At 73.7% G+C, this 21,054-nt stretch carries 18 protein-coding genes; 4 read left to right on the top strand and 14 right to left on the bottom strand.

Annotation, left to right across the window (positions count from 1 at the left end):
• Positions 1-175: 175 nt before the first annotated feature.
• The 9 genes from LCN96_RS51515 to LCN96_RS51475 all read right to left on the bottom strand — a co-directional run bounded on the left by LCN96_RS51515 (position 176) and on the right by LCN96_RS51475 (position 10,871).
• Positions 176-1,660, bottom strand: a complete 1,485-nt coding sequence (locus LCN96_RS51515) for a serine hydrolase domain-containing protein (RefSeq protein WP_225269689.1) — start codon at positions 1,658-1,660, stop codon at positions 176-178.
• A gap of 151 nt (positions 1,661-1,811) precedes the next feature.
• Positions 1,812-2,828, bottom strand: coding sequence for a C-terminal binding protein (locus tag LCN96_RS51510; protein WP_225269688.1), 1,017 nt, complete (start codon positions 2,826-2,828; stop codon positions 1,812-1,814).
• The gene (locus LCN96_RS51505; protein ID WP_225269687.1) at positions 2,815-4,584 is read right to left on the bottom strand and encodes an IlvD/Edd family dehydratase; all 1,770 of its coding nucleotides are present in this window, start codon (positions 4,582-4,584) and stop codon (positions 2,815-2,817) included. The genes LCN96_RS51510 and LCN96_RS51505 overlap by 14 nt, the downstream gene beginning before the upstream one ends.
• A complete protein-coding gene (locus LCN96_RS51500; RefSeq protein ID WP_263657412.1) occupies positions 4,584-5,954 on the bottom strand; it encodes a glucose-6-phosphate dehydrogenase in 1,371 nt (456 codons plus the stop codon). Before LCN96_RS51500 ends, LCN96_RS51505 begins: the two co-directional genes overlap by 1 nt.
• A gap of 29 nt (positions 5,955-5,983) precedes the next feature.
• Entirely contained in the window at positions 5,984-7,804 is a 1,821-nt protein-coding gene (locus tag LCN96_RS51495) for a glycoside hydrolase family 15 protein (RefSeq protein ID WP_225269685.1), read from the bottom strand.
• A 110-nt stretch (positions 7,805-7,914) separates the two neighbouring features.
• A complete protein-coding gene (locus tag LCN96_RS51490; protein WP_225269684.1) occupies positions 7,915-8,442 on the bottom strand; it encodes a nuclear transport factor 2 family protein in 528 nt (175 codons plus the stop codon).
• A 63-nt stretch (positions 8,443-8,505) separates the two neighbouring features.
• Positions 8,506-9,063, bottom strand: coding sequence for a dihydrofolate reductase family protein (locus LCN96_RS51485; RefSeq protein WP_225269683.1), 558 nt, complete (start codon positions 9,061-9,063; stop codon positions 8,506-8,508).
• Between the two features lie 139 nt (positions 9,064-9,202).
• Complete coding sequence (locus LCN96_RS51480) at positions 9,203-9,943, bottom strand: VOC family protein (RefSeq protein WP_225269682.1); 741 nt, start codon at positions 9,941-9,943, stop codon at positions 9,203-9,205.
• Positions 9,944-10,007: 64 nt separating this feature from the next.
• Entirely contained in the window at positions 10,008-10,871 is an 864-nt protein-coding gene (locus LCN96_RS51475) for a helix-turn-helix transcriptional regulator (RefSeq protein ID WP_225269681.1), read from the bottom strand.
• A gap of 122 nt (positions 10,872-10,993) precedes the next feature.
• Here LCN96_RS51475 and LCN96_RS51470 point away from each other — a divergent pair, with 122 nt between their 5' ends.
• Entirely contained in the window at positions 10,994-11,989 is a 996-nt protein-coding gene (locus LCN96_RS51470; protein ID WP_225269680.1) for an aldo/keto reductase, read from the top strand.
• A gap of 25 nt (positions 11,990-12,014) precedes the next feature.
• On the opposite strand, the gene LCN96_RS51465 is transcribed toward LCN96_RS51470, so the two are convergent.
• Positions 12,015-13,313: an acyltransferase family protein gene (locus tag LCN96_RS51465; protein ID WP_225269679.1), complete on the bottom strand. Its 1,299-nt coding sequence runs from the start codon at positions 13,311-13,313 to the stop codon at positions 12,015-12,017.
• A 118-nt stretch (positions 13,314-13,431) separates the two neighbouring features.
• Between LCN96_RS51465 and LCN96_RS51460 the strand changes: the two genes are divergently transcribed.
• Positions 13,432-13,863 (top strand): DUF6086 family protein, encoded by a 432-nt coding sequence (locus LCN96_RS51460; protein WP_225269678.1) that lies wholly within the window; start codon positions 13,432-13,434, stop codon positions 13,861-13,863.
• Between the two features lie 14 nt (positions 13,864-13,877).
• Here LCN96_RS51460 and LCN96_RS51455 read toward each other — a convergent pair whose 3' ends face one another.
• Both LCN96_RS51455 and LCN96_RS51450 read right to left on the bottom strand, forming a co-directional pair.
• The gene (locus LCN96_RS51455) at positions 13,878-14,462 is read right to left on the bottom strand and encodes a maleylpyruvate isomerase N-terminal domain-containing protein (protein ID WP_225269677.1); all 585 of its coding nucleotides are present in this window, start codon (positions 14,460-14,462) and stop codon (positions 13,878-13,880) included.
• Complete coding sequence (locus tag LCN96_RS51450) at positions 14,459-15,325, bottom strand: NAD(P)-dependent oxidoreductase (RefSeq protein WP_225269676.1); 867 nt, start codon at positions 15,323-15,325, stop codon at positions 14,459-14,461. Before LCN96_RS51450 ends, LCN96_RS51455 begins: the two co-directional genes overlap by 4 nt.
• 120 nt (positions 15,326-15,445) lie before the next feature.
• Between LCN96_RS51450 and LCN96_RS51445 the strand changes: the two genes are divergently transcribed.
• Complete coding sequence (locus LCN96_RS51445) at positions 15,446-16,432, top strand: GlxA family transcriptional regulator (RefSeq protein ID WP_225269675.1); 987 nt, start codon at positions 15,446-15,448, stop codon at positions 16,430-16,432.
• A gap of 124 nt (positions 16,433-16,556) precedes the next feature.
• On the opposite strand, the gene LCN96_RS51440 is transcribed toward LCN96_RS51445, so the two are convergent.
• Positions 16,557-17,114 carry a hypothetical protein gene (locus tag LCN96_RS51440; RefSeq protein ID WP_225269674.1) on the bottom strand — a complete coding sequence of 186 codons (558 nt, stop codon included), beginning with the start codon at positions 17,112-17,114 and terminating at the stop codon, positions 16,557-16,559.
• Positions 17,115-17,239: 125 nt separating this feature from the next.
• Between LCN96_RS51440 and LCN96_RS51435 the strand changes: the two genes are divergently transcribed.
• Positions 17,240-17,812 carry a TetR/AcrR family transcriptional regulator gene (locus LCN96_RS51435; protein ID WP_225269673.1) on the top strand — a complete coding sequence of 191 codons (573 nt, stop codon included), beginning with the start codon at positions 17,240-17,242 and terminating at the stop codon, positions 17,810-17,812.
• A gap of 26 nt (positions 17,813-17,838) precedes the next feature.
• On the opposite strand, the gene LCN96_RS51430 is transcribed toward LCN96_RS51435, so the two are convergent.
• Complete coding sequence (locus tag LCN96_RS51430; protein WP_263657411.1) at positions 17,839-21,012, bottom strand: BTAD domain-containing putative transcriptional regulator; 3,174 nt, start codon at positions 21,010-21,012, stop codon at positions 17,839-17,841.
• Positions 21,013-21,054 lie beyond the last annotated feature (42 nt).

The raw sequence follows: 21,054 nt of genomic DNA, 5'->3' as shown, positions 1-21,054 counted from the left end.
TGCTGGGGTGCTGTCCGTCAGAGCATCATGGGCAACAGGTTCTCCGAGCCCTGCCGTGCGGGGCAAACGATTTTCGGTGAAAACGGGCGGCGGCGGGTGAGCTGCCGGAAGCAGCCACCCGCCGCCGGGCTGTCATCGCCCTGCTGAGCCTGCCCGCCGCCGGGCGGTCATCGCGTCACTGAGCCTGCCCGCCGCCGAACACCTCCTGGACGAGCTTCTGCGTCGCCTCCTGGAACGCCGCCGCCATGGACAGCGCCGCGTCGTCGACGTAGTTGAGGGTGGCGGTGAGGGTGGTGGCGCCGTCCGGGGTGGCGTACATGAGGGCGGCGTGGCCGGCGGAGCCGCCGTTGTGGGAGACGAGGGTGCCGCCGCCGGGCGCGGGCTGGACGAAGACGCCCAGGCCGTAGCCGACCTTGGCCTCGGGGGTGCACATCTCGGCCAGCAGGTCGGCGGGCAGCAGCCTGCCGGTCACCAGCGCGGTGATGAACGTCTGCAGGTCGCGGCTGGTGGAGATCATGTCGCCGCCGCTGGAGATCCAGGACGGGTTGTGCCGGGTGACGTCGACCGTCCGGGTCTGGCCGTCCTCCTCGTAGCGGTAGTAGGCGTGGGCGTGCGGGGCGGGGATGTCGGTCTCCGTGGTGGGTTGCACGGTGCCGGTCAGGCCGAGCGGCTCCAGGATGAGCCGCCGCATCTCCTCGGCGACGCTGCGGCCGGTGACCTTCTCGATCAGCAGCCGGGCCAGCACGTAGTTGGTGTTGGCGTAGCTCCAGTCGGTGCCGGGCTCGAAGCGCGCCGGCTTCGACAGCGACAGCCGGACCAGCTCCTCCGGCGTGTAGGAGCGGAAGCGGTTGTCCACCCACTCCTTGCCGGAGGGGGTGGCGGGGATGCCGGGGGCGAACGTGCCGTCCTCGTAGTACTCGCCGGTGAAGTTGAAGATGCCGCTGGTGTGCTGGAGCAGCATCCGTACGGTGATCCGCTCGTCCAGGCCGAACTCGGGCAGGTAGCCGGTCACCGGGGCGTCGAGTGCGATCTTGCCCTCGGCCACCAGGGCCAGGACCACGGTGGCGGTGAAGGTCTTGGTGTTGCTGCCGATCCGGACGTGCCCGTCCAGCGGCGGCTCCGCGGTCCCGCCCAGCTCGGCCAGCCCGGCGGCGGCGGTCCACTCACCCCGCTCGTCGCGCACGCGCAGCGTCACCCCGACGATGCCGGCGTCGACCATCTCCTGCATGATCGTGCGCAGCTCGGGGCGGTCCGGTGCGGCGGCGGCGTCGAGCGCTTCGGTGATCTTGCGAGCCATCTCCGCCATGACAGGCCCGGGCTCGCCCCGCTGGGGCTGGGTGGCCGCCTCGACGGCGACGAGGACGGTGCGGCGGAAGTTGCCGGCCTCCTCCGGCGCCTGCTCGTTGAGCAGGCTCATGGACGCGGTCAGGGCGGGCAGCACCTGGTCGGCGAGCTCGGCCACGCTCTTGCCGCCGAGCCCCTTCGGCGCCTTGGCGAGCACGTGCCCGACCAGGCCGGTCGCGGACGTCAGCGCGATGGAGCCCTCGGTGGCGGCCCGGTGCGGCGAGCCGGCGGCACCGGCGGCGCTCATCAGCGAGACGGCGCCCCACGCGGCGGTCCGGAGGGTGAGCTGGTCCTGCTCGGAAAGGGTGATGGACATGGTGTGTGCTCCTCGTGCTGGCGGTGGGCGCTGCCCCCGGTTTCGATGGACCAACCATCGCCGAGTGGTCTGATACGGGACCGACGCCGTACTGATGCGACCGCTGACATGAGGAGCCCGGCCGTCCGCCGGGTGCGCTGAGGCCCGGCGATCAGCCCGGGTCCGGGCCGGCGGCGGTCAGGTCGTTGACGGGGTGCCGGGCGGCCTGCCCCGTCAGCACCCGTACGGCCTCCTCCGCCGCGACCCGCCGCACCGTGGCGACGGCCTGCTCGGAGTAGTAGGCGGCGTGCGGCGTGATGATCACGTCGGGCAGTGAGAAGAGGGGGTTGCGCGGGCGCCAGTCGCGCTGCTTGGCGGGCTCCTCCTCCAGGTCGTCCAGGGCCGCGCCGGCGATCCAGCCCTCCGTGAGCGCCTGGTGGATCGCCGCGTCCTCCACGATCGGCCCGCGCGCGGTGTTGATCAAAACGGCGGTCGGCTTCATCCGGCGCAACGTCGCACGGTCGAAGGTGTGGTGCGTCTCAGGGGTGAGCGGCGCCTGGATCACCAGGTAGTCGGCGCCCTCCACCAGCTCGTCGAAGGACACCGGCCGCACCCCACGCGAGCGCGGCACGTCCTCCTCCACGAACGGGTCGTGCGTCCAGACCTCGACGCCGAACGCCTGCGCCCGCGCGGCGACGAGCTGCGCGATGGCGCCGAAGGACAGCAGCCCGAACACCCGTCCCCGCAGCCGCTGGATCGGCTGCCCGCTCTGCCACCGCCACTCGCCCTCCCGGGTGGCCCGGTCGTAGACGCAGATCTTGCGGGCGGCGGCCAGCCAGAGCGCGACGGCGTGGTCGGCGACCTCCTCGGCGCACCACTCGTTCGGCGCGTTGGTGACCTGGATGCCCCGCCGGGTCGCGGCGTCCACGTCCACGATGTCCACGCCCGTGCCGTAGCGGGCGATCACCCGGCAGCGGGTGAAGGCGTCGATGGCGCGGGCGCCGACCCGGGCGTACTGGGTCAGCACGCCGTCGGCGGCGCGGCCCCGCTCGATCACCTCGTCCTCGCTCTTGCACTGCGCGGCGAGCAGCTCGAACCCGGCGCCCTCGACGATCTCGCGCTCGATGTCCACGTCGCCGAAGTCGGAGTCGGCGATCATGATGGTGCCCCTGGCCTCAGTGCGAGTCACGTGGAATCCCCTTGGTGTGGACGAGGTCGTGGTACGACAGGGCCAGCTCCAGGCAGCCGCCGCCGTCGAGCTGCCCGACCGTGGCGCGGTAGATCTCCTGCCACGGGGTCTGGTTCTCCAGCACCGGCGGCGTGTGCCCCGCCCACCGCTCGGCGATCTCCTCCTCCGTCAGCAGCACGTCCACCCGCGCGTCGCCGAGGTCGACGCGGATGCGGTCGCCGGTGCGCAGGATGGCCAGGTTGCCGCCGGCCGCCGCCTCCGGGCTGGCGTTGAGGATGGACGGCGCGTCGGAGGTGCCGCTCTGGCGGCCGTCGCCGAGCGTGGGCAACGTGGTGACGCCCATCCGCAGCAGCGCGGCGGGCACCTCCATGTTCACCACCTCGGCCGAGCCCGGATAGCCGATCGGCCCGGTGTAGCGGATGACGAGGATGCAGCCGGCGTCCACGCCCAGGCCGGGATCGTCGATGCGGGCGTGGTAGTCCTCGGGGCCCTCGAAGACGATGGCGCGGTACTCGGACACCAGGGGGAACCCGTCGGGCAGGACCGAGGTCTTCATGACCGCGGAGTCGAACAGGTTGCCCGTCATGACGAGCAGCCCGCCCCGGGCGGCGAGCGGCTCGGCGAAGGGGCGGATCACCTCCGGGTCCGAGGCCGGGGCCTCGGCCAGGTTCTCCGCCACGGTACGGCCGGAGACGGTCAGGGCGTCCCCGTGCAGGCGCCCCGCCTGCAGCAGCGACCACATCACGGCGGGCACGCCGCCGGCGCGGTAGAAGTCCTCGCCGAGGAACTCGCCGGCGGGGGCGACGTTCGCCAGCACCGGGACGTCGGCCCCGACGCGCTGCCAGTCCTGGATGGTCAGCGGCACCCCGGTGTGCCGGGCGATGGCGTTGAGGTGGACGGGCACGTTCGTGGAGGCGGCGAGCGCCGAGGCGACCACGATCGCGTTCTCGAAGGCCGCCATCGTCATGATCTTGCGCGGGGTGAGGTCCTCGCGGACCAGGTCCACCGCCCGGCGGCCGGTCTCGTAGGCCATCTGCGCCCGCCGGCGGTAGGGCGCCGGGATCGCCGCGCAGCCGGGCAGGGACATCCCCAGCGCCTCGGCCAGACTGTTCATCGACAGCGCGGTGCCCATCGTGTTGCAGTGGCCGATGCTGGGCGCGGAGGCGCACACGCGTGCCATGAACTCGTCGTAGTCGATCTCCCCGGTGGCCAGCAGCCGCTTCGACTGCCAGATCACCAGCCCCGAGCCCGACGCGGCCATCCGCCGGCCCTGGTGGTAGCCGTTCAGCATGGGCCCGCCGGACAGGACGATCGCCGGGAGGTTCACGGTGGCCGCCGCCGTCAGGCACGCGGGCGTGGTCTTGTCGCAGCCCGTCGTCAGGACGACCCCGTCGAGCGGGTAGCCGTACAGCACCTCGACCAGCCCGAGGTAGGCGAGGTTGCGGTCCAGCGCGGCGGTCGGGCGCTTGCCGGTCTCCTGCAGCGGGTGGACGGGGAACTCCAGCGGGATCCCGCCGTTGTCGCGGATCCCGTCCCTGACCCGGCCGGCCAGGTCGAGATGGTGGCGGTTGCAGGGCACGAGGTCGCTGCCCGTCTGCGCGATGCCGATGACGGGCCGGCCCGACCGGAGCTCGTCGGGGGTCAGCCCGAAGTTGAGGAAGCGTTCGAGGTAGAGCGCGGTCATCTCCGGGTTGCCCGCGTTGTCCCACCAGGCTTGGCTGCGCAGGCCGTCCGTGGAGTGTTCCGTCGCGGACATCAGCCGACCTCCCTCATGGCGGGGCCGTGCGATCCGGCCGGGTAGTCGTCGAGCGGCACCAGGTCCCTGGACCAGGCCGAGATGACGGGTTCGAGGACCCGCCAGGCCTCCTCCGCCTCGTCGCCGCGGATGGACAGGGCGGCGTCGCCGCGCAGCACGTCCAGCAGCAGCCGGCCGTAGGCGGGCAGGCCGGGTGGCGGCGGCTGCGCGGTGAGGGTGAGCGGCGCCAGGGTGCCGGCGCCGGCGCCGATGCCGGTCAGCGCCAGGGTCATGCTCTCCGGCTCCAGCCCGAAGCGCAGCACGTTCGGCGCCGCTTCCGCACCGAGGCCGTGAGGCAGGTACGGCACCTGCCGGAAGCGGACCGCGACCTCCTTGCGGTCACGGCCGAGCGCCTTGCCGGTGCGCAGCCGGAAGGTCGTGCCGGACCAGCGCCAGCTCTCCAGCTCCAGTGTCACCTCGGCGAACGTCTCGGTACGGCGCCCAGGGTCCACGCCCTCCTCCTCGGCGTAGGCGGGCACGTCCCGGCCCGCGACACGGCCCGCCAGGTAACGGGCCCGGCGGGTACGGCGGGCGACGTCGTCGTCGGTCAGCGGGCGCACCGAGCGCAGCACGTCGATCTTCCGATCGCGCAGGTCCCGCTCGCCGAGGCTGAGCGGAGGCTCCATGGCCACCAGGCACAGCACTTGGAGCAGGTGGTTCTGCACCATGTCCTTGAGCGCTCCGGCGCCGTCGTAGTAGCCGGCCCTGCCTTCGAGCGCGAGCGACTCGTCCCAGACGATCTCCACCTCGGCGATGTGCGCGCTGTTCCAGATCGGCTCCAGCACCCGGTTGGCCAGGCGGCTGCCGAGCACGTTCTGCACGGTCGTCATGGCCAGGAAGTGGTCGACCCGGAAGACCGCCTGCTCCGGCACCACCTCCGACAGCAGCCGGTTCAGCGCCACCGCACTGGCCAGATCCTCGCCGAAAGGCTTCTCCAGCACGATCCGGCTGCCCCCGGGCAGGCCCGCGTCCCGCAGGGCGGTCACCGTACCGGGGAAGACCGCCGGAGGCAGGGCGAGGTAGACGGCCACCGGACCGTCGCCGGCGACGGCCGGCCCGACGTCCGCGGCCGACGTGGCGTCCGCCCGCAGGTAGCGGACGGACTCCGCGACCGACTTCCTGGCCTCGGCGGGCGCGGCGGCGCCGTGCAGGTCCAGCTGCTCGGCCGCCCAGCGCCGGAACTCCTCCTCGCTCCAGCCGGCCCGGTCCACGCAGGTCAGCTCGAAGCGGTCGCCGAGCCGGCCGTCCGCGCGCAGGGCGGCCAGCGCCGGCAGCAGGTAGCGCGCGTTGAGGTCGCCGGTGGCGCCGAAGACCGCCAATCGGTTGATCACCCTTGCCGTCCCCTCCGTGCCCGTCCTGCTCATGCCTGCTTCGCACGGGCGAGGGTGACACCGCTGGCGATGACCCCGATGTGGCTGAACGCCTGCGGGAAGTTGCCCATGAACGCCCCCGTCCCCGGGTCGATCTGCTCCGGCAGCAGCCCCAGCGGGCTGGCCCGCGCGCACAGCGAGGTGTACAGCTCCTCCGCCTCCTCGACCCGGCCCTGCAGGGCGAGGTTGTCGACCAGCCAGAAGCTGCACAGCAGGAAGGCGCCCTCGTCACCGGGCAGGCCGTCGGGTGAGTGGTCGTGCAGGTAGCGGTAGAGCAGCCCGTCACCGGCGGACAGGCGCTCGGCGACGGCCGCCGTGGTGGCCGCCATCCGGGGATGATCGGCCGGGACGACCTGCCGCAGCGGCAGCGCGAGCAGGCTGGCGTCCAGCCCGCCGCACCCGTCCAGGTGCTCGCTCAGGCAGTGCTCGTCCTCGTTCCAGGCCTGCTCCAGGATGAGCCGGCGCAGCTCGTCGGCGGTGGCGCGCCAGCGTGCGACCGGTCCGGGCAGGCCGAGCTGCTCGCCGATCGTCGCGGCCCTGTCCAGCGCCACCTGGCACATGCCGGTCGAGTAGGTGAAGATCCGGCCCTCGCTGCGTACCTCCCAGATGCCCTGGTCGGGCTGCCGCCACGCGGTGGCGGCGCTCTCGGCCAGCTCCGCCAGGTCGGACCACAGCGCGGGCTGGATCTCGCGGCCCGAGCGCAGCCACTGCGCGGCGCAGTCGAGCACCTCGCCGTAGACGTCGTGCTGGCGCTGGTCGGCCGCGCCGTTGCCCCACCGCACGGGCGCCGAGCCCCGGTAGCCCTCCAGCCCGGTGTCCCGCACTTCGTCGGGTACGGTGTCGCCGCGCAAGGTGTACATGATGCGGGGCACCCGGCTCTGCTCGAAGGCGTCGAGCACCCAGCCGAGGAAGGCGTCCGCCTCGCCGTCGAAGCCGATGCGGCGCAGGGCGAACACGGCGTAGGCCGCGTCCCTGATCCAGGCGTAGCGGTAGTCCCAGTTGCGCACGCCGCCGATCGGCGCGGGCAGGGAGGACGTGGGAGCGGCGACCAGCGAGCCGTTGACCCAGTCGTCGCACAGCTTCAACGTGATCGCGGCCCGCCGGACCAGCGGCTCCTGCGGGCCGTCGTACCGGCAGTGCCGCATCCAGCGGCGCCACGCCTCGGCGGTGTCGCGCAGCATCGCCTCGGGGTCGAACCGGTGGTGGCGGTGGATGCGGCCCCACGACAGCACGAGCTCCAGGCGCTCGCCCCGCGCCAGCTCGTGCACGGAGTCCAGGGAGTCCAGCGGCCGGCCGGCCCGCAGGTGCAGGCGCAGATCGGGCCGCCGCGACGCCTGCACCTGCAGGCCGCTGGCCCGGACCTGCCCTTGCCCGCCGTCACGGGGGCGCAGCACCACGCGCAGGCGGACGGTGCCCGCCAGCACCACCGCGCAGCGGACCAGCTCGCGCCGGCCCGCGCCCGCGTCGTCGCTGAGGTCGGCGCCGGCCCGCAGGGCCAGCGCGTCGGTGATCCGCACCACGCCCGCCGGGCCGCGCAGCTCGGTGACCAGCACCGCGGTGTCGGGCTCGTAGTAGTGCCGCGCCTCCTGCAGCTCCTCGATCGTGACGGTGAAGTGCCCGCCCCGCTCGTGGTCGAGCAGGCCGCACAGCAGCGGCTCGCTGTCGAAGTCCGGCAGGCACAACCACGGGATCGACCCGTCGAGACCGACCAGGGCCGCCGTGGCGCCGTCGCCGATCAGCCCGTGGTCCTCCAGCGGCAGGTAGCCCTCGTGCCTGCGGATCGGGCGGAACGGTGGATCGGGATCGAGCATGCCGGGCCCCTCCTGCGGCGGTCAGGCGTTACTCGCCACGGCCTACCCCCTGCTCGATTCGAGGACGCTCCGCGGGGCGTAAAGGCGCCACAAACCCTGAGGAGGACCGGCTACCGGGGCTGCGCGAGCTGGTTGGGGGCCACCGTTCCGTCCAGCAGGCCGTGGGGGGACACGGCGATGGGCAACCGGCTCACCGTCTCGTCGTCGAGCAGCCCCACCTGGGCGAGCACCGCGGCCTGGTCCCAGTAGATGCGCTCGCTGGCGACCGCCGTGCCCTCGAAGCCCACGATCCCGATCACCGGGACGCGTACCCGCCTGCCCGTCGGCGGGACGGCGGGCAGGATCCACGGGATCTCGATGTCGTGGGTGAAGGTGATCAGCATCTCGTCGACGATGGTGGTGTCGCCGACGGTGCGGCTCAGCGACTCGATCGACATGTCGGCGGCGTTCCGCCCGACGAACCAGCGCCGGTAGAAGTCGCGGACGCCTTCGTAGCCGGTGCCGCCCATGCCCGTCGGCACGTGCAGGACGGCCGGGTCGTCCGTCATCGTGCGCATCGTGGCGTCCACGTCGCGCGTCTCGAACTCGGCCGCGGTGTGCGCTTCCCACACGCGCTCCATGGCCTGGCGATCAGCCATCTGATTCCCTCCTCGGTCAGGCGACGAGTCTGCCGCATCAGACGGCGATCTTGGAAGGTCGTCCTAGGAGGTCTTGGCGGGCCGGTAGACCAGGTACAGCACGCCCGTCGAGAACGTCTCCGACTTGATCAGCTCCAGCGGGATGGTGCTGTCACCCTCGTCGAACAGCCGCTCGCCCTTGCGCACCGCGATCGGGTGCACCAGCAGGTGCAGCTCGTCCAGCAGCCCCGCCTGCAGCAGCTGGCGGACCACCGAGACCGACCCGCTGACCGCGATCCGGCCGCCCTCCTCGTTCTTCAGCGCGGTCACGGCCTCGGCCAGGTCGCCCCGCAGCACCTCGGAGTTGCGCCAGGTGAACTGCAGGTCCTGCCGGGAGACCACGATCTTGCGGGCGTCGCCGAGCGTCTTGGCGTAGCCGGCGTCCTCGCCGCCCTCGGCCTCGATCGCGGGCCAGGCGCCGGCGAAGCTGTCGTAGGTCTTGCGGCCCAGCAGCAGCGTGTCGGCCATCTGGCTGGTGACGGCCGCGCCCATCTCGTCGTTGAAGTACGGGAAGTGCCACTCGCCGGGCTCGTCGACCACGCCGTCGAGGGAGATGAACAGGCTCGCCGCGATCGTCCTCATGATGGTGCTCCTTCTGGCCGGGGGCCACGTCGTTTCCGATGTGGCTTCAGCTTCGCGGAGCGGGCTTACCGAACTCTTAAGGTCCTCCTCCCGCCGCCCGCAAGCTCCGCGTCAGCCCCTCCCAGTCAGCCCCTCCCAGTCAACCTCGTCCCAGGACGCAGAACTCGTTGCCCTCCTGGTCGGCCAGGACCCGCCACGAGACGTCGCCCTGGCCGACGTCGGCGGGGACGGCGCCGAGCGCCCGCAGCCGGGACACCTCCGCCTCCTGGCCGTCGATGGGGTCGGGCAGCAGGTCGAGATGGATGCGGTTGCGCACGCTCCGCTCGCCGGGCGTGGTGCGCAGGAACTCCAGGTACGGCCCGGCCCCCTTGGGGGAGCGCAGCCGCGCGAGATCGTCGCTCACCTCGTGCACGGTCGCGTCCAGCGCCTGGCCCCAGAACCGGGCCATGGCCCGCGGGTCCGCGCAGTCGACCACCACCGCGGCGATCGGCCCGGTGTCGCGGTAGATCTCCCGCGGCTCCAGCACGCAGAACACGTTGCCCTCCGGGTCGGCCAGCACCGCCCACGGGACGTCGCCCTGGCCCACGTCGGCGGGCGTCGCGCCGAGCTCCTTCAGCCGCGCGACCAGCTCCGCCTGGTGGGCAGGGGAGGTGGTGGCGAGGTCGAGGTGCACGCGGTACCGCACCGTCTCGGGGTCGGGGACGGCGACGAGGTCGAGGTAGAACGCGCCGGGGTCGGGCCAGTCGAAGCCCTCCGGCTCCAGGTTGGTCACGCCGGGCGCCTCGCTCGACATCCGCCAGCCGAGCGCCTGCGCCCAGAACCGGCCGAGCGCCGAGTCATCCCCGGCCTTGAAATTCACCTGAACAAGTCGCAGCGCCATGCGGCCGATCATAATCCCAGGTAGATCCGCATTCGACCGCCCAGTCGGCCCGCCCGCCGCCGGCTCAGCGCCGGGCGCCGCCACCTGTCGTCCCGGCGGGGAACTCTTCGAGGCCGAGCACCCGCAGCAGCTCCAGCCGCTCGCGGGTCTCGTCGTCCGCCGGGCTGAGCACCAGCAGCTGCTGCCCCTGGTCGGGGGTGAACAGCGTCTCGCAGTCCATCACCAGCCGCCCCACCCGAGGGTGCAGCAGCGTCTTGCGGTTGGCGCGCCGGACGGCCACCTCGTGCTCCGCCCACAGCCGCCGGAAGTCGGCGCTCGCGGCCAGCAACCTGTCGACGAGCCCGGCGACCACCGGGTCACCGGCCCGGCGGCCGGCGACCGCGCGCAGGTCGGCCACCTGCTGGCGGGCCTGATGCTCCTGCTCCTCCGGCGGGTGGGCGGCGCGCGCGGCCGGGTCGGTGAACCAGCGGTACACGAGGTAGCGCCGATCGCCGGAGAAGCGGGTGAAATCGCCCATCAGCAGGAGGGCGGCCCGGTTCTGGGCGAGCATCTCGCCCAGGTCCGACAGCACCACGGCAGGCGTGTCGCCGAGCAGGTCGAGCATGCGCATCAGGCCGGCGCGGGCCAGGCGGGCCACCCCGTCGGCGGGCGGCGGACGGTGCCCTGCCAGGTGGAACAGGTGGTCGCGCTCGTCGTCGGACAGGCGCAGCGCCCGCGCCAGCGCGCCCAGCAGCTGCGTGGACGGCTGGCTGCTGCGGCCCTGCTCCAGGCGTACGACGTAGTCGACCGACATGCCGGCCAGCATCGCCACCTCCTCCCTGCGCAGGCCACTGGTGCGGCGGCGGGGGCTGTCGGCCAGGCCCACCTCGGCCGGCCTGATCGCCTCGCGGCGGCGGCGCAGGAAGTCGGCGAGCTGCTCTCGTTCCATGGCTCCATCCTGCCGCGCCGCCGGCGGGCCGAGCCAGGGAGCGGCTCTCCCATGATGAACGCTCCGCTTCCGCCCGCTCTGTACCGGCGCCCAGCATGAGGGCGACGACGAAGGAGAACACCATGCAGACACGCAATCTGGGCCGCACAGGACCGGCCGTCTCCGCGCTGGGCCTGGGCGCGATGGGCATGTCGGGCGGCTACGGCGCGAGCGACCGCGCGGAGAGCATCGCCACCGTGCACGCCGCGCTGGACGCCGGCGTCACGCTGATCGACACCGGCGACTTCTACGCCATGGGCCACAACGAGCTGCTGCTCGCCGAGGCGCTGCGCGGCCGGGACCGCGACAGCTACCAGCTGAGCGTCAAGTTCGGCCAGCTGCGCGGGCCCGGCTCCGAGTTCGGCGGGCAGGACGGCCGCCCCGAGGCCGTGAAGAACTTCCTGGCCTACTCGCTGACCCGGCTGGGCACCGACCACGTCGACATCTACCGTCCCGCCCGGCTGGACCGGAGCGTGCCGATCGAGGAGACGGTGGGCGCGATCAAGGAGATGGTCCAGGCCGGGCACGTGCGGCACATCGGGCTGTCGGAGGTGGACGCGGAGACGATCCGCCGCGCGCACGCCGTGCACCCGATCGCCGACCTGCAGATGGAGTATTCGCTGCTGTCCCGCGCGGCGGAGGCGGACGTCCTGCCCACGCTGCGGGAGCTGGGCATCGGCCTGACCGCGTACGGGGTGCTCGGCCGTGGCCTCCTCTCCGGCCACTGGCGGCCGGGCCACACCGCCGGCCCGGGCGACATGCGCGGCCTCAGCCCGCGGTTCTCGGGCGAGAACCTGGAGCACAACCTCGCCCTCGTGGCCGCGCTGCGCCGGGTCGCCGAGGCCAAGGGCCGCACCGTCGCCCAGCTCGCCATCGCCTGGGTGGCCGCGCGGGGCGCGGACATCGTCCCGCTGGTGGGCGCCCGCACCCGCGAGCGGCTGGCCGAGGCGCTGCCCGCGCTGGACGTGGTGCTCACGGCGGACGATCTCGCCGAGATCGAGAAGGCGGTGCCGCCGGGCGCGGCGCGCGGTGACCGGTACCCGTCGGTGTTCATGGCCGACCTCGGCGTGGGCAACTGAGCACGGGAGTCGCCAGGCACGGTGGTCAGGCGTTGGCGCGCCGGAGCAGGCGCAGGGCCGCCGCGCCGGTGAGGTAGGCGGCCAGCGCCGGCGCCGGCCAGCCGAGCAGGGCGGGGCTCGTGGCGGGATAGAGGCTGTTGCCGAGCAGCCCCGCGACGACCGCGCCGAACCCGGCCACGACCGCCACCAGCCCTTTGGCCGGACGCGAGCTCCGGCCGGGGCGGCGCATCTCGATCGGCCCCATGATCACGACCAGTCCCAGCAGGACGGCGCTGAACAGGGCCAGCAGCGGGACCCGCCAGGCGAACCAGGCCGCCGAGCCGACCTCGGGCGTGGGCAGCACACCCGCGACATGCAGCCCGCCCGTGACCAGGATCGCCGCGCCGATGTGCCACAGGAAGACGGTCAGGATCACCCCGTTGACGGCGACCACCGCCACCCACGCCCGCGACCGCCGCAACCACCGCTCGCCCCGGTCACGCAGCAGCAGCGCCACCCCGAGCTGGGCGGCGGCCACCCCCATCAGGGCCAGGCTCGGCGGCGACATGTTGTGCAGCCGCTCGCCGGGCACGTTCACCATGCTGACCGGATAGGGGCCGGCGAGGGTGAGCACCAGCACCACGCCGGCCCCGCCGAACAGCAGCGGCAGCGCGACGCGGGCCCGCCCAGGCAACCCGCCGTCCCGCCAGGCGAACCCGACCTGATGGATCGCCAGCCACCCGAACAGGTAGCTGCCGCTGCCCCAGACCGGCTCGCCCGCCAGGCGGGCCACGTCACCCATGGCCACCAGGCCGACCAGCACCACCGGCACCGCCAGGCCGTAGCGGCGGTGCAGCGCGTACATCACCGGCGTCAGCACGACCACGGCCAGGTACGCCACGAGGAACCACAGCGGGATCGAGGCGAACCACACCACCAGCCGGACCCGGCCCGGCTCGACGCCGAACCCCCGCGCCACCAGCGCACCGGCGGCCATGACCAGCACCAGGGCGGTGGTCGGGCGCAGCAACCGGCCGCCGCGGCCGAGCAGCCACCCGGTCGCGTTCCCGCCACGGCGGCGTGCGGCGGCCAGGGACGCCGCGTTGGCGTACCCACCGACCAGGAAGAACACCGGCATCACCTGCACCACCCAGGTGAGAGGATGCGCCCAGGGCAGCTCGGGCAGCGCCGAGCGGCCGGTCAGCTCGCCGTCCCGGTCGTAGCCGATCACCGTCACCAGCCAGTGCCCGAGGACCACGGCGAGGATGGAGACCGCCCTGAGCAGGTCGATGAACCGCTCCCTGGACGGCGGCGCCTGCTCGGCACGCCGCCGGATCCCTCGCAAGACGGCGTTCATGTCGGCCGGGCCCCCGTGGTGGTGCGTATCGCCGGCTCCCTACCCGCTCACCGCGCAGGTGACGCCAAGATTGCCAATGAGAGGCGGATCGAGCGCTGGAGGTGCGGTGAGCCAGTATTACCAGGTGGGCGAGCAGGTCCTGTGGAACCCGTCGAACGGGGTCTCCGCGCTGTTCCTGCGATCGGCTCAGGCTCTCGCCCCCGAGGCGGGCCTGCCGACGGGTCTCGGGCCGATGCGGAGTGACGAGTGCCAGATCGACCTGGAGACCTTCACCGCCTTCGTCGGCGCGCTCGTCGATCGCTACGAGCGCACGAACCACCCGATCCTGCACGCCCTCATGGAGGGTTTCATCGCCACGGCGCTGGTGCTCGTCCAGCGCGCCGGCGCCGAGCTGGGCCGATCAGCGCCTGGCGACGGCCGGCGGGACGTGCAGGTGGGCGGGCCTTCCACCGGCCTGCCGGACGGCCGGAGCGACGGCCGGAGCGACGGCCGGTGGGCGGAGCTGTGCGCCCGGTACGCCAGGGCGATGCCGCGCTGAGCCCGCCGCAGCGCTCAGCGGACGGTCCCGTCCCACTGCCAGCGCAGCCGGCGGCCATGGCCGGGCAACTCGGCGCGGCCGGTGCACCACAGTAGGAGCTCGGCCGCGTCGTCGCCGTCCGGAGCCTCCGGGAAGAGGCGCCGCAGCGCGGGGGAGCACAGGTGCTCGGGCGGCCGCCAGCCGAGCCCGAGCGCCCGGCTGATGTCCAGCCCGTGGACGAGCAGCTCGACCACCCCCATGGCGGCGAAGCCGGGCCCGTCGGAGTGACCCCACGGATGCCAGGCCCGTACGCCGCCGTCGGCTTCCCGCACGGCCGAGGCCAGGAGGTGCCCCGCGATCCTGATCCCCTCCAGGCACTCGGGAACGGCAGCCTGGGGGTCGAGGGAGGCGAAGAGCGTGATGTACCGGTCCGCGGGACGGGCGATGAGCAGGCCGGCGTAGCCGACGACGCCCAGCGCGAGGTGGTCCAGCGTGGCCCGGCAGGTCCACTCCAGCCCCGCGGCGGCACGCGTCCAGTCCAGGCCGGCGCCCTTCTCCAGGATCGCGGTGGTCTCGGTGGCCGCCTCGACGACGAGGCCGGCCCAGGCGGCGGCGTTCATGGCCGGAAGTGGTCGACGATCCGGGCGTAGCTGTCGAGGGCGTGGCCCCGGCCGATCGCCTCGGTGAGCAGCCGTTCCGTGTACTCGGCCAGGGTGGCGTCGATGCCGCGGATCCGGCTCTCGTGGATGAGGTGCCGCACCGGCGGCACCTGGGTCTCCAGGGTGGCGTCCTCGGCGGTGAAGGAGCCCTCGTCGATCTGGTCCGCGTACGCCGTCAGGAACGAGGCCACGCCCTTGAGCCAGCTGGTGGCCATCGGCAGGAAGTCGGCGGCCGGGATCTTCTCGGTGCCCAGGAGCGCCGCGCCGTGCATGAACCCGTTGAACGTCGACCACATGATCCCGAGCAGCGCGACGTCGTACAGGGCGGGCAGCCCGACGTCGGTGCTGATGAGCGTGCTGCCGCCGCCCAGCACCCGCAGGGCCGGCTCGTGGGCCTCGTACAGGGCGGGCGCGCCGCCGTACAGGATGACCGTCTCCGGCGCGCCGATGCCCGGCGGGGTCATCATGATCGCCCCGTCCAGGTACTCGGCGCCGTGCCCGGCCGCCCAGGTGGCCATCGCGCGGGCCTCGTCCGACGCGCCCGAGGTGAGGTTCACCAGGACGCGGCCGGACAGCGCCGCGCCGGCTGGGGCGAGCAGGTCGCGCACGGCGTCGTAGTCGCGCACGCAGACGATCACGAGCGGGGCGGCGGCGACGGCGTCGGCCACCGTCGGGGCCTCGCTCGCGCCGGCCGCGACCAGGGCCTGCGCCTTGCCCGGGGTGCGGTTCCAGAGGGTCGTGGGGTGGCCGGCGCGCATGAAGGCGGCGGCCAGAGCCCGGCCCATCAGGCCCATGCCGATGACGGTGACCGGTGTTCCTGCCATGTCTGTCGCTTTCTGTCCGTTTCGATGGTGACGGTCCACCACGATGGCAGCGCGCGATCCCGGCCGACACTGGCAGGAGTGCCGACATTCACCAAATTACTGCCAGATAGGGTGAGCCGCATGAGGGCCGGAACCGTCGCGCTCGTCGTGATCGACGACGCCATCTCGATGTGGGACCTGTACGAGCTGGGCATCGCCGCGGCGGTCTTCGGCGTCGCCCACACCGATCTCGTGGACCCGTGGTACGGCCTGCGGCTGGTCGGGCTGCGCCCGGGGGTGTCCGCGCCGGTGCCGGGGTTCACGTTCAACGCGCCGTACGGGCTGGAGGAGCTGGAACGGGCGGACACGGTGATCGTCCCGGTCGTGCCGGAGTCGTACATGCGGGGCGAGCGCGAGCTGCCCGAGGAGCTGCTCGACGCGCTGCGCCGGGCCGCCGCCGCGGGGGCGCGGCTGGTCTCGCTCTGCAACGGCGTGTTCGCGCTGGCCGCCGCGGGCCTCCTCGACGGCCGCCCCGCCACCGCCCACTGGGAGCACACCCGCGAGCTGGCCGAGCGGTATCCCCAGGTCAAGGTGGACGACTCCGTCCTGTACGTGGACGACGGCGACGTGCTCACCAGCGCCGGGCTCAGCGGCGGGCTCGACCTGTGCCTGCACATCGTCCGCCGCGACCTCGGCGCGCGGGTGGCCAACCAGCTCGCCCGCCGCCTCGTCGTGCCCGCCCACCGGCCGGGCGGCCAGGCCCAGTTCGTGGAACGCGCCGTCGAGGTCACCGACGACGGCATCGCCCCCGTGCTGCACTGGGCCCTGCAGCACCTCGACCGCCCGCTCACCGTCGAGGACCTGGCCGCCCACGCCGGGATGAGTGTGCGCAGCTTCCACCGCAACCTGCGGGCGGCGACCGGCACCAGCCCGATGAAGTGGCTGCTGCACCAGCGGCTCGCCCGCGCGCAGCAACTCCTGGAGACCACCGACCTGTCCGTCGAGCAGATCAGCGAGCGCAGCGGGCTGGGCAGCGCGAACAACCTCCGCCACCACTTCGCCGTCCACCTCGGGGTGGCGCCCACCGAGTACCGCCGCGCCTTCCCCTGCCCTGAGCTCGCCCGTTAGGCTGCAGCACCTTGCTCGCCGACGGCGGCGACACCGCCTGACCCGGCTCCCGGGGCGGTGACCGGCCCGCCGTCGGTCGCCGCCTCGTGCGCGGAGGGCGGTCGCCGCATCCCGCGCGGCGGACTCAGGCGCCCTTCGCGGTGCGGTGCAGCCGGAGGGCCGAGACGAGGAAGAAGACGCCGCCGACGGTCGCGTACCCGGCCAGGCTCGTCAGCGACGCGGCCGGCGTCCCCGCCTGAAGGATGAACCCCGTCCCGGCGACCGTGGAGATCCCCCCGCTGAGGATCATCGCCCACTGCCCACCGAGCCTGCGGCGCCTGACGGCCACGACGAGCTGCACGATCCCGGCCGTGATGGCCCAGGCGCCCCACACCCGCAGCACCGCCGCCGCACCCGTGCCGGCCGTGACGGCCAGCCCGATGGCGGTGAGCAGGCTGAGCGCCAGATTGACGTACAGGGCCGCGGTGGGTCGCGCGGCCCCGGACGTACGCAGATCGACGACGGCCGCGGCGACGTCGAACAGCGGATAGATCACGAGCAGCGCGACGCTCACCGGGCCGGCGTCCGGCCCGATCAGGAACAACAGGACCGCCCAGACGACGGCGAACCCGAAGCGCACCGCGTAGAGGTTCCGCAACGCCGCGGCGGTCGCGCCGGCGTTCACATCGGTGGCAGTGGTCATGGTCTGCTCTCTCTTCTCGCACGTCAACTTGGTAGAATGACTAGTAACTCTACCAAGGCTGACGTTAGCCCCGCTGCGCCGTCCAGCGCAAGGGGCGAGCAGGAAGGACGCGTATGATCTCGGGCATGACCAGCCCCATGCGCGAGCGACTCCTCGAGGCGGCGAGCGAGTTGTTCTACGCGCACGGGCTGCGCGCGGTGAGCGTCGACAAGGTCATCGAGCGCGCCGCCACCACGAAGGTGACCTTCTACCGGCACTTCAAGAGCAAGGACGAGCTGGTCGTCGCCTACCTCGAACGCCGCGCCGCCCTGGAGCGCGACGGCATCGGCGCGGCGATCAAGCACGGTGAGGGCGACGTCGCCGCCACGCTACGGGTGATCTCCGGGGCGATCGGGACCATCGCCTGCGCTCCCGGCTTCCGCGGCTGCCCCTTCATCAACGCCGCCGCCGAATACCCCGACCCCGGCAGCCCCGTCCGCAAGGCCGTCGAAGCCCATCGCCGCTGGAACAGGACGACGTTCGAGCAGCTCGTCGCCCCGCTCGGCCTGCCCGACCCGGCAGCGGTCGCCGACGACCTGATGCTGGTCCGCGACGGCGCCATGGTCGCCGGCTACCTGGACCAGCCGGCCACCGTCGCCGCCTCGTTCCTGCGCAGCAGCCAGGCCGTCATCGGCATCGGCGACCCGGCCCGGAGCTGAGCGCTCTCTGCCGGACCCGGCGACGCTCAGCTCCCGCCGGACAACCCGGCCCGCGCGAGCTCCGCAGCCTCCTGCACGGTCAGCTCCGTGCCGCGCAGGAACGCCTCGGCATGCCCGCCCTCACCCAGGACGCCCCTCGTCACCGCCATGATCCGCGCCACGTCACCACGCTCGGCAGGCGGCAACGGCGCCCCCACGCTGCGCCGCGCCGCGTCCGCCGCACCGAGCAGCAGCACCGCGCTCTCGGCCCCGCCGGCGCCTCCGGCCAGCGCCACCGCGCCCGCCAGTCCTTCCAAGGACAGGGCCACGGCCCGCGGCTCCCCGATCGAACAGGCGACCTCCAGGCCGCGCAGCTGGCATTCCGCCGCCCGCGCCGCGTCCCCGCGCAGCTCGGCGGTGAAGCCCAGCTCGACCAGCAGCAGGTGCTCCCCGGCAGGTGAGGACATGAGCTCGTCGCGCAGCCGGGTCAGGTGCGTCTGCGCCGCGTCGAGATCACCGGACCGACGGGCGCCGAGGGCGAGTCCCATGACCGCGTGCACCTCGCCGTAGAGGTAACCCTGCTCGACGGCCAGCCGCCGAGCCCGTTCATGCAGGTCATGGGCGCGGTCCCAGTCGTGGGAGAGCAGCGCCAGCCGGCCGAGCCCGGACTGGCGGGCGGCGACCTCGGCCGCCAGTCCCAGCTCCTGGGCGATGCGCAGCCCCTCGCCCTGGCGGCGGGTGGCCTCGGCGTAGTCGCCCTTGATCTCGGCGAGCGTGGACAGCGGCGACACGGTCTGCAGCTCGCCCCAGCGGTCCCCGAGCCGGTGGAACAGGGCGGCGCCGCGCAGGCCGTCCCGGGCGACGGTGGCGAGGTCGCCACGGGCCAGCGCGGTCATGGCCCGCAGCGCGAGCACGGCCGCGGTGCCCCACTCGTCGGTGGACAGGAGCTGCTGCGCCTGGCCGGCGACCTGCTCGGCGGCGTCCGGGAGCCCGGCGTGGAAGAGGCCATAGGCGTGCAGCCACAACGCCCGGCCGTGGCGTACCGGATCGTCGATCCCGTCGTGCGGCGGCACCTCGGGACGCGAGCGGTCGCCGGTCAGCAGCGCGAACGCGCCTTCCAGCACCCGCAGCCCGGCGGAGTCCGGAGCGACGGCGAGCACCGCCGACAGGGCGCGGCGGCCCTCGGTCAACCGGCCGCGCAGCAGCCACCACCAGCACAGGGCGGTGGCCAGGCGGGCGGCGGCGTCCGGCAGCACCGCCTCCTGGAGCGCCGAGCGCAGGTTGGCGGCTTCGGCGTCGAGGCGGGCGAGCCACGCCTGCTGTCGCGGGCCGCGCAGGTGGGGCTCGGCCTGCTCGGCGAGGTCCAGGTAGTGGCGCAGGTGCCGCTCGCGGACGGCGGTGAGCTCCGCCGCCTCGCGCAGCCGCTCCATCGCGTAGGCCGCCACCGATTCGAGCAGCCGGTAGCGCGGCCCCGCCGGGCTGTCGGCCATGACGACCAGGGACCGGTCGACCAGGCGCGTCACCAGGTCGAGTACGTCCTCGCGAGGCACTCCGGCGCCCGCGCACACCGCCTCGGCCGCGTCCAGCGCGCACCCGCCGGCGGGGACGGCCAGGCGGCGCAGCACCACCTGCTCCGGTTCGCTGAGCAGCTCCCAGCTCCAGTCGATCATCGCCCGCAGCGTCCGCTGCCGTGCCGGGGCGGTCCGCTGGCCGGCCGTCAGCACCCGGAACCGGTCCTCCAGCCGCGCCGCCAGCTCCCGCACGCCCAGGCCCCGCACCCGGGTGGCCGCCAGTTCGAGCGCGAGCGGGATGCCGTCGAGGCGGCGGCAGATCTCGGCCACCGCCTCACGGGTGTCGCCGTCGAGAGCGAAGCCCGGGGCGGACGCGGCGGCCCGGTCGGTGAACAGCCGGATCGCGTCGTCGGGCCCGAGCGGCTCGACCGGGTACAGGATCTCGCCCGCCAGGCCGAGCGGCTCCCGGCTGGTGGCCAGGACGCGCGCCCCGGGTGCGGCGCGCAGCAGCAGGTCCGTGAGCGCGGCGGCCGGTTCGACGACCTGCTCGCAGTTGTCGAGCACGAGCAGGATCCGGCGCTCGCGCAGGGCGGCGGCCAGCCGGTCGGCGAGCGCCTGTGGTGAGTCGGCAGGAAGGTCGGCGCTCAGGCCGAGCGTGGCCGCGACCGTCTGCGCGAGGTCGGCCACACCCCCGCGCTGGTCGGCCAGCTCCACCAGCCACACCCCGTCCGGGAAACGCGTGCCCGCCGCCGAGCCCGCGATCCGGCCGGCGACCTCCACCGCGACCCGCGTCTTCCCCACCCCACCAGGCCCGAACAGCGTGACCAGGCGGCCACCGCCGAGCAGCCCGTCCACCTCCTCCACCGCCTGCCGACGCCCGACCAGGGTGGTGAGCTGGGCAGGCAGATGCGCCCGCGGACGATCAGCGCCCCCGGGCGGCGGGCCCAGCGACGCGTCCTGACGCAGGATCGCCTGATGCAACGCGGCCAGCTCAGGGCCGGGATCCACCCCGAACTCGTCCGCCAGCCGACGACGCAGCTCCTCGTACGAGGCCAACGCCTCACTCTGCCGTCCAGCCAGGTAGAGAGCCCGCAACTGCACGGCCCGCAGCCGTTCACGCAGCGGATGACGAGCCACCAGACCGGCGAGCTCACCGACGAGCAGGAGCTGATCACCCGCCCCCAGCCGCAGCTCGGCCTGCTCCTCCACCACGGCGAGACGCTGCTCCGACAGGCGGTGCGCCGCCGCGCGGACGAACTCCTCGTCGGCGAAGTCGGCATACGCCGGCCCCCGCCACAGCTCCAGCGCCTCGGCGAGCAACGCGGCCCGGTTCCCCGGCTCGGCGGAGCGGGCCCCGTCCACCAGGGCCAGGAACCGATCGGCGTCCACCTCGTCACCCGGGCCCAGCCGCAGGAGGTAGCCCGGCGCCCGGAAGGCCACCCGGTCCCGCCCCAGGGCGCGGCGCAGCTGGGAGACCTTGGCCTGCAGGGCGTTGGCGGGGTTGCCGGGCGGCCGCGCCCCCCACAGGTCGTCGATGAGCCGGTCGGCGGGCACCGGCCGTCCCTCGTGCACGAGCAGATCGGCGAGCAGCGCCCTGACCTTGACCTCGAGAACCTTGACCGGCCGGCCCTCGTCGTCCCGCACCATCAGTGGACCCAGCACTCCGAACCACACGCTCGCCACCGTACACAGCGCCGGAAGGCCGGCCATCAGCGGACCATCAGCCACCCCGAAGCGCCCGGGAGCACAGTC

Origin of the sequence: Nonomuraea gerenzanensis, assembly GCF_020215645.1 — a bacterium.
In the GTDB taxonomy this organism is placed as follows: domain Bacteria; phylum Actinomycetota; class Actinomycetes; order Streptosporangiales; family Streptosporangiaceae; genus Nonomuraea; species Nonomuraea gerenzanensis.
The sequence above is the reverse complement of the archived record's forward strand: the minus strand, read 5'-3'. Positions and strand labels throughout refer to the sequence as shown.

Bases quoted from the DNA above. Each gene is read 5' to 3' on its own strand.
- LCN96_RS51445 (WP_225269675.1), top strand. From the start codon at position 15,446: ATGAGGGCCGGAACCGTCGCGCTCGTCGTGATCGACGACGCCATCTCG.
- LCN96_RS51455 (WP_225269677.1), bottom strand. From the start codon at position 14,462: ATGAACGCCGCCGCCTGGGCCGGCCTCGTCGTCGAGGCGGCCACCGAG.
- LCN96_RS51480 (WP_225269682.1), bottom strand. From the start codon at position 9,943: ATGGCGCTGCGACTTGTTCAGGTGAATTTCAAGGCCGGGGATGACTCG.
- LCN96_RS51475 (WP_225269681.1), bottom strand. From the start codon at position 10,871: ATGGAACGAGAGCAGCTCGCCGACTTCCTGCGCCGCCGCCGCGAGGCG.
- LCN96_RS51430 (WP_263657411.1), bottom strand. From the start codon at position 21,012: ATGGCCGGCCTTCCGGCGCTGTGTACGGTGGCGAGCGTGTGGTTCGGA.
- LCN96_RS51495 (WP_225269685.1), bottom strand. From the start codon at position 7,804: ATGCTCGATCCCGATCCACCGTTCCGCCCGATCCGCAGGCACGAGGGC.
- LCN96_RS51485 (WP_225269683.1), bottom strand. From the start codon at position 9,063: ATGAGGACGATCGCGGCGAGCCTGTTCATCTCCCTCGACGGCGTGGTC.
- LCN96_RS51505 (WP_225269687.1), bottom strand. From the start codon at position 4,584: ATGTCCGCGACGGAACACTCCACGGACGGCCTGCGCAGCCAAGCCTGG.
- LCN96_RS51450 (WP_225269676.1), bottom strand. From the start codon at position 15,325: ATGGCAGGAACACCGGTCACCGTCATCGGCATGGGCCTGATGGGCCGG.
- LCN96_RS51440 (WP_225269674.1), bottom strand. From the start codon at position 17,114: ATGACCACTGCCACCGATGTGAACGCCGGCGCGACCGCCGCGGCGTTG.
- LCN96_RS51435 (WP_225269673.1), top strand. From the start codon at position 17,240: ATGACCAGCCCCATGCGCGAGCGACTCCTCGAGGCGGCGAGCGAGTTG.
- LCN96_RS51490 (WP_225269684.1), bottom strand. From the start codon at position 8,442: ATGGCTGATCGCCAGGCCATGGAGCGCGTGTGGGAAGCGCACACCGCG.
- LCN96_RS51515 (WP_225269689.1), bottom strand. From the start codon at position 1,660: ATGTCCATCACCCTTTCCGAGCAGGACCAGCTCACCCTCCGGACCGCC.
- LCN96_RS51470 (WP_225269680.1), top strand. From the start codon at position 10,994: ATGCAGACACGCAATCTGGGCCGCACAGGACCGGCCGTCTCCGCGCTG.